Genomic DNA, 9,504 nt, shown 5'->3' with positions numbered 1-9,504 from the left:
GCCTGGGCTACCGGCCACCGGCACCGGAAACGGCGACACCGCCATATCCGGCCTCCGGTTCCGCTTCGCTCCACCTCCGTCCGGATATGGCGGCGATGCGCTTAATGCACTAACAAACCAATCGGTCCACTCGGTGGGGGCAGACCACGCCCCGGAAACATTGTTCTCAGACCATGTCGACCTAGGGCATGCGTTCCTGAACGCGACTGGCGGGGTGGACCTTGGCGAGTGCGGTCAGGCTTGGGGCGCGCAGGAACGAGTCAGGGGATCTGCGGATTGATGAGCAGAGGAACGTGAGATCGACATGGCGGCAGCACAGTCCACCAAACGGGACCGCGCTCGCCTGATCCGCGCGTGGCGCGATCAGCCGCCAACAGCGCCAAGCTTCTGCTCGCTCCTATTTCAAGCGTTTCGCGATTTCGGTGGCCCGAGGCGCCTCCTTCACCGAGCCCACAAATATATCGCTCTCGACTTCGGAAAGAACAGGGGCATCACGCCTTGCAAGCCGGTCGAACCGCTCCATATTGTGCGGTGCAGCATAACCAGATTCTCACAAGTCGTACGGCTGCTGTTGCAGGATAGGAGATTTTCGCGTGACGAGATTATCCGCTACAATCGCCCGACTGGCAGCAATGCGAGCCATTCACCCGATCCAACCTGCTGCCGGTGGTCCAAGCAGGTTAGCAGACTTTGACGCGTTTGGGACTAACCCCGGCGCGTTGAGCGCCAAGATATATGTTCCCGATCAAATAGCTGAAAAACCGGCGCTGGTCGTCGTATTACATGGCTGCACGCAAAACGCCGCAGGCTATGATTGCGGCTCAGGTTGGTCACAATTAGCGGATGAACATGGCTTCCTGCTGCTATTTCCAGAGCAGCGGCGCGCAAACAACCCAAATCTTTGTTTCAACTGGTTTTCTCCCGCCGACAATGCCCGCGATCGAGGCGAGGCGCTGTCTATCAGAGAGATGATCATGGCAATGGTGGATACCCATGGTGCTGACCCGTCCCGTACCTTCGTGACCGGTCTTTCCGCAGGGGGCGCAATGACCTCTGTCATGCTTGCCAGCTACCCGGAATTGTTCGCAGGTGGTGCGATCATCGCCGGCTTGCCGCACGGATCGGCGTCCAACATCCCGCAGGCGCTTGAAGCGATGCGCGAGGCGGGAGCCTTTAGCACGAAGGATCTGGGTGACCGGGTCCGTCGCGCGTCGAACCATGATGGCCCTTGGCCACGCATTTCAATATGGCATGGAAGCGCCGACGCAACGGTCAGCAGCACCAATGCGGACGCAATTCTCGCTCAATGGCTGTCAGTCCACGGTCTCGAGCCGGCGCCGGACGCTTCGGAACAGATAGCCGGCCATCGTCGATGCGTCTGGAACGACGCAGCCGGACGCCCGCTTATCGAAGATTATCGCATTGCCAATATGGGCCATGGCACGCCACTGGCCACGACCGGGCGGGATGCTTGCGGCATGGCGATGCCGCATATGCTCGAAGCGGGTATCTCATCCACGCGCCGGATCGCATCATCCTGGGGTTTGCTGGAGACCCGAACGGAGCGTAAATTTGCGCAATCGGGCGGACAAGGCCAGGAGGGGACACCCACTCTGCCGGTAGCAAGGATAAGCCGGTTGGAAGCGTTGTCCTCCGAAGCCTCACGCTCCACAGTTTCAGGGACAGCAGAAGTGGAAAAAATCATCCACGACGCGCTGCGCGCCGCCGGCCTCATGCAGTGAGCGGGTCTTATTTCGCTGGTTGCGCGCGGCGGATCCGATAGGGACCATGGCGTGACGCCATGACCTTTCCTTTCCAGCTCAGCTCGACCGCCCCTTCGGCCCCTAGCTGATCGATTGCGGCGTGGACGACCGGCATCGCTATGCGCCACGACGGCCCTTTCGGATCGGCGCCCGCTTTACGGGCAACCATCCTTGCGACCTCGCTTGGACAGATTGTTGCTTGGTCCGTGCGGCGGTCGAGCAACTGTAACACGGCGCTGCGCGCATCATTTATCCGGTGAAAGGTAATGTCGGAGGTCATGATCGGTTAGAGCCCGATCTCTTCAAGTGCCGATGCGACCTCGGGGTCCATGGCTTGGTCGGATTTGGGCGTCAGGCGATTGAGTGCAGTACGCAGCCTCTGTTGCGCAATTTGTAATGTCTTATGCCGCACCTCGCGCGTGACATTGGTTCGCCACGATCGGCTCTCACCTAGCAGCGCCGCCCATTTCGCTTCTTCTGCTGCCAGGATCGACAACGCCAACCTTAGACCATCCCGGCGGCCATGTGCGTAATCCGGTTCCATGCCTATCACTCAAAATTTCACGTTCCGTGCATCGACAACACGTGATCTTTACGATCGGCTCCGCCCAGCACTGTGAAACGAGCTGTCAGTAGTTCGCGTCATTTTCTGACGTAAGGCTCTGTACTGCTTTGACGACCCCGTATCCGATGGCGGCCAGCAAACCGACCTTTACCACAGCACCGACAAGGCGAGGCGTGAAGTAGCCAATGACGGCGCCCTTCGCGCCGCTGTCGCCGTCCTGCTGATCCAGTTTGGATCCTACAACCGCACCGATAATTTCCGTGATCATATCCTGTCCCTTGTTGAGTTTAGGGGAGCGCGCGACATCGGTCGAGGTTCCACCTTCTCGTCCGCTTTATAAAAGGCGGGTCGCCGACGTCAGCATGATTTCCAGCTTCGACTGATCCTGATCAATGTGATTTTCAGGAACGACTGCTCGCCCTCCCGGATTATTCCGCCATTATCATTCGAAAGGACTGGATGTGGCAACGCAGCTGAACGCTGACAGATCGCAATTTTTGCGGCAGGATTTTCAGGAGGCACTGAGCTGCTGGAATCGGAAAAGGCTATCCCCGACCTTCCCGACGGCTATCTCTGCCGAACGCTTCGAGGATGATCGGCGCATGCTGCGGCTGGAGATCGGATTTCTCGAGGAGTTGCGGCAGGAAGTCATCGCTGAGGCGCGCAAGGCACCGACCAATCCCGATGGATTCATTTCATGGTTTGAGAATCTCAAGGCGACCGGGCCTGGACAGCATGACCGTCTTTTCCCATGGCTTGCCGAGCGGGCAGACCGGGATGAGATGCGCTGGTTTCTATCGCAGGAAGCCGCTGGCGAAGCGGGTTTCGACGACCTGGTTGCGATGACCCAAGTGAAGCTGCCGGCGCGCGCGAAGCTCGAACTGGCACGCAATTATTGGGACGAGATGGGGCGCGGTAATGCGAAGGGTATGCATGGGCCGATGCTGGGCCAGCTGGTCGATATCCTCGAGCTCGACACGCGAATCGAGAACACTGTCTGGGAAAGTTTGGCGCTCGCCAATGCCATGACGGCGATGGCGACCTCGCGCTATTTTGCGTGGCACAGCGTGGGCGCCTTGGGCGTGATCGAGCTCACCGCACCAGATCGGTCGGCGCACACCGCCAGAGGGTTGAGGCGGATCGGTCTGTCCGGATCCGAACGACGTTATTTCGACCTGCATGCTGTGCTCGACATTAAGCACAGCCGTGACTGGAATGATGAGGCGATCCGCCCGTTGGTGGCGGAGGATCCCCGTCGCGCAACTGCTATGGCGGAAGGCGCGCTCATCCGCTTGCGATGCGGCGAACGTTGCTTTGACCGTTATCGCGGCCATTTCGGATTGGAATGAGGGATGACCAACCGCATCCTGCTGGTCGAGGACGACCCTGCTGTTGCCGCCGTTATCGCCGACATATTGGATGGCGCCGATTATGCGGTAGACGGGCCTTACCAAACGCTTGTCGATGGTATCGCTGCCGTCGCTGACAATATGCCGTCCGCCGCTGTTCTGGACATCCGGTTGCGGGACGGCGACGTCAGCCTTCTGGCAGATGATCTCGATTTGTACGACATTCCCTATGTTTTCTGTTCAGGTGCACCGGACTTTGCGATGATGCGCAGGCATCCCGCTGCGCCCCTGATCCTCAAGCCTGCGCTTTCCACCGAACTCGTGCGCACGCTGCGAAATATGCTGCACTGAGGGCTGTCGTCCGAATCCGCCCAACGTGAAGGACCGCGTGGTCGCGGAGAAAGCGTCGCGTTTGGTCATTCGCACCTTGCTGTCGATTTCTCTTCACGGCAATGGCAGGAAATGGAGTCGGCTAGTGCGCGCGATCTTCGGGTCGGTTGACCGTCGTGGCCATTTGGAGGTGCCATTCACGACGAATACGTCGGCTGACCTCAATGAACAGCGGCCGACGCTGCGCGAATGTCAGCTTCCTCCGCGATCCTACTATGAACTGGACATTCAGCTATCGGCCAAATCCAGACATGGGTAGCCAATTTGAGCCCGCAGAATCTTGCAAATGTACAGTGGGTTCGATAGAGAGAGCCTCCGTCGAACTCAGGTGACAAGCATCTGTTTTCAGGCGAAAAAGTCTTTGTGGTCTTTCGCGTGGCATTTTTGGGCTCGGGACACTTCACCGACTGCGAGATTTCAACGTCTTGTCAGGTGAGTTCGAATCCCACCCTCTCCGCCATTTACCTTCCACGATCCGTTCAAATTCAACATTGTACCCGGTCGTGGAGGCAATGCACCGGTCCCTTGGCTAGGGCGCGGCCCTGACAGGTACCGGTGCATTGCACAGGTCCACGCCGCCCGCCGGCCGCTCGTAGAAATCATCCTTCCGGTTCGCGCGCAGGCGCAGATAGTCGGCGAAGCTTTGCGAGCCGGTATCCATCATCTCGAAACGCGGCCGTTCGGCCTGCGGCAGCTCGCTGGCCAGACGTACGGTCAGGATCGGCACGGGATGCTCCTGCGGCGTGTAGAAACCCAGTTCGCCCGATCCGCGCGGTAGGCTGGACAGGGTCGCCATCCCCTCGATCACGCGCCCCACGACTGCGATGTTGCGATCCAGCTGGCGGGGCGCCTGCCCGATCACCGCATAAAGCTCTGCCCCCGTCCCCGCGTCGGGCGACAGATTGCGCCCTACGCCGACATAGCCATAGCAGTGCGGCAGCCATGCGGCGCTGCCGTCCATCGCCACCGGCCATCCCGCGACATAGCCGGTCGAGGGCGCATAGGGGTCTGCATAGGGCAGGGGCGTGATCGCCAGCCGCCGGTTCGCCAGCGGCAATCCATAATCGTCCGCACTGGTGGGGGACAGGCCGGGCGGCATCGGCTTCTTCTCGGTCGCGTCGCCCCATTGCGCGACATAATTATCCTGCACCCGGTTGATGCTGGTTCGGTCCCACCAATGGGCCTTGGCCAGATTCACGATATTGGCGACATGGCGCGGCGACAGGCCGGGTGCCAACTGGATGACGACGCGCTTGCCGCCTTCCAGCGTCATGACCAACAGTTCGTCGGCGGCAATGGGCCGCCAGGCGGCGGCGGGGGCCTGCGCCACCACGGCAGCAGGCGTGGTAGCGGCTGCCATGGGCGCCATAAGGCAGATGGCGGATAGCGCGAGTGGGAGAAGGCGGTTCATAACCCGATCAGACAGCGGCCGAAAGATAAAGTAAAGCGCCTTGCCATCTCCCCTTGCCTAGCCGCGCGCCGCGCGATAGGGAGCCGCCTCCAGTGCAAATGCGGAGCGGTGGCCGAGTGGTCGAAGGCGCTCGCCTGGAAAGTGAGTATACGTCAAAAGCGTATCGAGGGTTCGAATCCCTCCCGCTCCGCCATCTTGTTGCCGCTGGACCGCGATCTCTGAGCGGCTATGATGCGGCATTGATCATCGTCGTGGCTATCGTGGTTGCCGCTGGACCGCGATCTCTGAGCGGCTATGATCGCGACGGTCGCCGCATGGCTCGCGGCGCAGTTGCCGCTGGACCGCGATCTCTGAGCGGCTATGATCCCGCTGCTCAATGCCCAGCGCGCATTGAAGTTGCCGCTGGACCGCGATCTCTGAGCGGCTATGATTCCGCTGCCTAGCGCGACCTGAATTTGCCAGTTGCCGCTGGACCGCGATCTCTGAGCGGCTATGATCCACGCCACCTGCGGGTGCGATGAAATCGAGTTGCCGCTGGACCGCGATCTCTGAGCGGCTATGATTGGCGACCTGCGGAAGGCCGCCGCCGAACAGTTGCCGCTGGACCGCGATCTCTGAGCGGCTATGATCGATCATTTCGGCAGTGAAGCGGTTAAGCTGTTGCCGCTGGACCGCGATCTCTGAGCGGCTATGATTGATGGTGCGCAGCGGTTCGTCGCCTGCATGTTGCCGCTGGACCGCGATCTCTGAGCGGCTATGATTCATTCGGGAAGCCCGACAACATCCGCCCAGTTGCCGCTGGACCGCGATCTCTGAGCGGCTATGATCACGGTGAAGGTGGACCCAACGACGAAGTGGTTGCCGCTGGACCGCGATCTCTGAGCGGCTATGATGCTGCAGGAAACCATAGAGAGCGTTTCCAAGTTGCCGCTGGACCGCGATCTCTGAGCGGCTATGATCCTTCGAACACGGCGATGGAGCCGGGGAAAGTTGCCGCTGGACCGCGATCTCTGAGCGGCTATGATTCGCCTGCGCGCGACCGTCTGCAGCGTTTCGTTGCCGCTGGACCGCGATCTCTGAGCGGCTATGATCGACCGGTGGATATTGCATTGAAACGCAATGCGAATATCCACCGATCCGCCAGGATGAAATCGCGCGAATCATCAGAATAGCGCCAGCTGATCCGGATTTTTTCGCTGCCGGCGTCGCTTCTGTCCTGAAAATCGCACGATATTTTCATATTGGCGGTCCGTGAAGCTGAGGATGTGGATGTCGCCGCGATCCGGCAGGCTTGCTTCCACCCGCCGCATATAGGCTTCGAACTGTTCCTTGCCGTTGCAGAATCGAGCATAGACCGAAAACTGGCTTTTTTCAAAACCCTCATCCAGCAGGAATTCGCGGAATTTGGTCGCTGCACGGGCCTGTTCCCGGGTGGTCACCGGCAAGTCGAACATGACGAATATCCACATCAGCCGGTATCCGCTCAGTTGGGTGGCGCTCATGTAAGCAACGAATCGAGTCCGGCCAGTGCCACGGCGGATGGCGGGGCGGGCAGGAGGATGTCGGCTGCCTGCCCGCTCTGAAACGCGCGGGCCAGGCTTTGCGCTGCACGATTGGCGGCGCCCGCCACGGTGGTGGTGCCATCCGTCCCCGGCAGGTCGAGCGCGATCAGGCCGGCGAAGGCGCGCTTGGCCTCGGGCGTGACCTCTGCCGTTCCGCGCGCCACGATGCGGATGGCGAGCGCGTCCACCAGCGGCCGGAACGGCTCGATCAAATCGTCGGCCAGGGCAAAGGCGTTGGTGCGGTTGGCATGATGCACGCCGATCGAGGGATGCAGGCCGGAGGCGACGACGGCCCGCGCGCAGAGCGACCGCAACACCGTATAGCCATAGTTGAGCAGGGCGTTGATCCCTTCCGCATCGCGATCGCGCCGGAAATCCTTCCCCATCAACAGCGGCCAGTAGCGCCGCGCCGCCTGTGCCTCGACATTGTCGGGATCGCCCGATCCCACCCGCCGCGCCAGCAGGTCGAAGGCGGAGGCGGATACGCCATTGGCTTCCAGCACCGCCGCCTGCCAGCGTATCTTGGCGATGATGATACGCCGCCAAAGCTGTTTGGACAGCGGCTTGCCCGCGTCCCATTGCGCCCGCATCCGGCTGTTCTGGGCATGATGGCCGTCCAGCGGCAGGCACACGGCCACCGGCGCATGATTGCTGCCGCACAGCAGCATCACCGCACCCCGTTTTGCCAGCGCGACGATCAGGTTGGTCGACCAGGTAACGCCATGCGCGTGGACGATCACGGCGGCGACATCGTCCAGAGGCACGCGGCCGACTTCCACGCGTTCCTCCGACACGATCAGGAAGCCGCGATAGGCGGACAAATGGCGGCCGTCCGTGGCGATGTCGACGATCCGATCCATTGCCCGCCCCCGCTACCTGTCGTCAGCCGGGTTTGCGCGTCTTGCGACGGGCCTTGCGCGGCGGGAATCCGGGATCGAGCACGCGCCCGATCTCATCGATGCGCACCTGCCGCGCGTGCCAGGCCTTCAACGTGTTGGGCGAAGGATAGCTATATTTGAACGGGTCGTCCTTATCCGCGTCTCTGCCCTTCAGCGCGCCGCCTTCGTTGGGCGGCGCAACGGCGAACTGTTTTTCGGAAAATTTGACGACGCGCACCAATTCGCGGTCCCCGCCATTGCGCTCGATCGCCAGCACATCGTCGCGATGCAGGCTCAATATCTTGCGCGCCGTCGGATTGGCCGCACGGATGCCGGACAGCCAGCCGGGCTGATGCGCATCGAACATGGAAACGACTTCGTTCACCCACTTCCCATCCGGTAATTCCCAAACATCGTAACGATAATTGGAATCCCCTTTATATCCCTTATAGATACGTCCATTCCGGTCACGTATCGGGATGACGGTCAGCGGTTCGACCACGCGGACGCGGCGGACATTGCGATAGGCATGCCATTCGCGATCGCCAAATTCCCCGATCGCCTTCTCGAACGCCTTGCCCTCCAGCCCATCGAGATGCTGGTAGAGCGCGGCCTTCAGATCGGGGTCCCGCACGCGCTCCAGATCGGTCAGTTTCTTGAAGCTGCTTAACGGTACGCGGCGCACGACGATGCTGTTGCCCTTGGCGTCCGTCTCGCCGGTAAAGCCATAGGCGGTATCGTTTTGCAGCCGCCCGGCGGTCGCGTCCTGACCCTTGGGAAGGCCGGCCTTCGACGCCGTGCCATGATCGGTGCGATGGCTGACGGTGATGGCGTTGACGGCGGTGCGCAGGTCGTCGCGGAACCCGTCCCACGGATCGGGGATGATGATCCGCTCGCGCCCCTCGGCGCCTTCCTGGCCGGACACCCGTGCGATTTCGTTCAGCATCCGCCGATCGACGATGGCGACCACGACGGCGTCGATCGCATGGTGGCGATGATCCAGCCGGTTCTTCGCCTGATCCGCGCCACCGCCGAAATTATGGTCGGGCAGCAGATCGTTGAGGCCAAGCTTGCGTCGGACCATTTCGGTCAGCCGACCCGGCGAGACCCAGATATGGCCGCTGCCTTCGCCCTTTTCGGGATAGAGCGTCGCAAGATATTCGCGCGACAGCCGGGCCAGATATTGCGTATCGACCAGATGCCGGGCCTGAAAGCCGCTTTCGTCCCGGAATTTTTCCATCGCATCCGGCTCGAAGCGCCAGCGTTTGTTTTTGGGCAGCCGGGCCGCGCGAGCGGCAATTCCTTCCCAGCGCGCGGTGTGTCCCCAGGCATCGAATGGCGATTGCCGGTGCTTCGCCTGATTGCAATGGGTGTGGCAGACGATCTTGTTGCCGTTGCTGTCGTCCAGCGTCAACGCGAATGGCAGGATATGATCGACATTCACGCTGTTGGAAAAAAGCGTATCGATCCCGATCGGTTGGCCGCAATAGGTGCATGGACGCGACAGTACATTATCGGAATCCAGTTCCTCCCATAATTTCAGCAATGCGCGATTGGCGCCACTATTGCGCTGGCCAAGCTCCTCC

Annotated in this window: 11 protein-coding genes, 1 tRNA gene and 1 CRISPR repeat array; of the genes, 5 read left to right on the top strand and 7 right to left on the bottom strand. The window is 61.0% G+C overall.

Annotation, left to right across the window (positions count from 1 at the left end; genetic code table 11):
* Together F4U95_RS23960 and F4U95_RS23955 are read left to right on the top strand one after the other, a co-directional pair.
* The coding region (locus tag F4U95_RS23960) for an integrase catalytic subunit (protein WP_150426544.1) at positions 1-113 on the top strand (113 nt) is incomplete at its 5' end.
* 606 nt (positions 114-719) lie between these two features.
* Positions 720-1,742 (top strand): extracellular catalytic domain type 1 short-chain-length polyhydroxyalkanoate depolymerase, encoded by a 1,023-nt coding sequence (locus F4U95_RS23955; RefSeq protein ID WP_246171706.1) that lies wholly within the window; start codon positions 720-722, stop codon positions 1,740-1,742.
* A gap of 7 nt (positions 1,743-1,749) precedes the next feature.
* On the opposite strand, the gene F4U95_RS23950 is transcribed toward F4U95_RS23955, so the two are convergent.
* The 3 genes from F4U95_RS23950 to F4U95_RS23940 all read right to left on the bottom strand — a co-directional run bounded on the left by F4U95_RS23950 (position 1,750) and on the right by F4U95_RS23940 (position 2,596).
* Complete coding sequence (locus tag F4U95_RS23950) at positions 1,750-2,043, bottom strand: DUF3253 domain-containing protein (RefSeq protein WP_150426948.1); 294 nt, start codon at positions 2,041-2,043, stop codon at positions 1,750-1,752.
* A gap of 6 nt (positions 2,044-2,049) precedes the next feature.
* The gene (locus F4U95_RS23945; RefSeq protein WP_150426947.1) at positions 2,050-2,307 is read right to left on the bottom strand and encodes a hypothetical protein; all 258 of its coding nucleotides are present in this window, start codon (positions 2,305-2,307) and stop codon (positions 2,050-2,052) included.
* A gap of 85 nt (positions 2,308-2,392) precedes the next feature.
* Entirely contained in the window at positions 2,393-2,596 is a 204-nt protein-coding gene (locus F4U95_RS23940; protein ID WP_150426946.1) for a hypothetical protein, read from the bottom strand.
* A gap of 193 nt (positions 2,597-2,789) precedes the next feature.
* On the opposite strand from F4U95_RS23940, the gene F4U95_RS23935 reads away from it, so the two are divergent.
* Together F4U95_RS23935 and F4U95_RS23930 are read left to right on the top strand one after the other, a co-directional pair.
* Entirely contained in the window at positions 2,790-3,677 is an 888-nt protein-coding gene (locus F4U95_RS23935; protein ID WP_037506319.1) for an iron-containing redox enzyme family protein, read from the top strand.
* A 3-nt stretch (positions 3,678-3,680) separates the two neighbouring features.
* A complete protein-coding gene (locus F4U95_RS23930; RefSeq protein WP_150426945.1) occupies positions 3,681-4,028 on the top strand; it encodes a response regulator in 348 nt (115 codons plus the stop codon).
* 568 nt (positions 4,029-4,596) lie between these two features.
* On the opposite strand, the gene F4U95_RS23925 is transcribed toward F4U95_RS23930, so the two are convergent.
* Positions 4,597-5,478, bottom strand: coding sequence for a peptidylprolyl isomerase (locus tag F4U95_RS23925; RefSeq protein WP_150426944.1), 882 nt, complete (start codon positions 5,476-5,478; stop codon positions 4,597-4,599).
* 102 nt (positions 5,479-5,580) lie between these two features.
* Between F4U95_RS23925 and F4U95_RS23920 the strand changes: the two genes are divergently transcribed.
* Positions 5,581-5,671, top strand: a tRNA-Ser gene (locus F4U95_RS23920).
* 4 nt (positions 5,672-5,675) lie between these two features.
* Positions 5,676-6,569: direct repeats of the CRISPR family, unit length 36 nt; unit sequence GTTGCCGCTGGACCGCGATCTCTGAGCGGCTATGAT.
* A 72-nt stretch (positions 6,570-6,641) separates the two neighbouring features.
* On the opposite strand, the gene cas2 is transcribed toward F4U95_RS23920, so the two are convergent.
* From cas2 to cas9, 3 genes are all read right to left on the bottom strand, one after another.
* Positions 6,642-6,980 carry a CRISPR-associated endonuclease Cas2 gene (cas2, locus tag F4U95_RS23915; protein WP_120251733.1) on the bottom strand — a complete coding sequence of 113 codons (339 nt, stop codon included), beginning with the start codon at positions 6,978-6,980 and terminating at the stop codon, positions 6,642-6,644.
* Complete coding sequence (gene cas1 / locus F4U95_RS23910; protein WP_150426943.1) at positions 6,977-7,900, bottom strand: type II CRISPR-associated endonuclease Cas1; 924 nt, start codon at positions 7,898-7,900, stop codon at positions 6,977-6,979. The genes cas2 and cas1 overlap by 4 nt, the downstream gene beginning before the upstream one ends.
* 22 nt (positions 7,901-7,922) lie before the next feature.
* Positions 7,923-9,504 (bottom strand): type II CRISPR RNA-guided endonuclease Cas9 (gene cas9 / locus F4U95_RS23905; protein WP_211364666.1); only part of this gene is annotated, 1,582 nt, incomplete at its 5' end.

The organism is Sphingobium limneticum, assembly GCF_008710165.1.
Classification (GTDB): Bacteria; Pseudomonadota; Alphaproteobacteria; order Sphingomonadales; family Sphingomonadaceae; genus Sphingobium; species Sphingobium limneticum.
The sequence above is the reverse complement of the archived record's forward strand: the minus strand, read 5'-3'. Positions and strand labels throughout refer to the sequence as shown.

Coding starts and splice junctions, on each gene's coding strand:
- F4U95_RS23950 (WP_150426948.1), bottom strand. CDS start 2,043: ATGACCTCCGACATTACCTTTCACCGGATAAATGATGCGCGCAGCGCC.
- F4U95_RS23945 (WP_150426947.1), bottom strand. CDS start 2,307: ATGGAACCGGATTACGCACATGGCCGCCGGGATGGTCTAAGGTTGGCG.
- F4U95_RS23940 (WP_150426946.1), bottom strand. CDS start 2,596: ATGATCACGGAAATTATCGGTGCGGTTGTAGGATCCAAACTGGATCAG.
- F4U95_RS23930 (WP_150426945.1), top strand. CDS start 3,681: ATGACCAACCGCATCCTGCTGGTCGAGGACGACCCTGCTGTTGCCGCC.
- F4U95_RS23925 (WP_150426944.1), bottom strand. CDS start 5,478: ATGAACCGCCTTCTCCCACTCGCGCTATCCGCCATCTGCCTTATGGCG.
- cas2 (WP_120251733.1), bottom strand. CDS start 6,980: ATGAGCGCCACCCAACTGAGCGGATACCGGCTGATGTGGATATTCGTC.
- cas1 (WP_150426943.1), bottom strand. CDS start 7,900: ATGGATCGGATCGTCGACATCGCCACGGACGGCCGCCATTTGTCCGCC.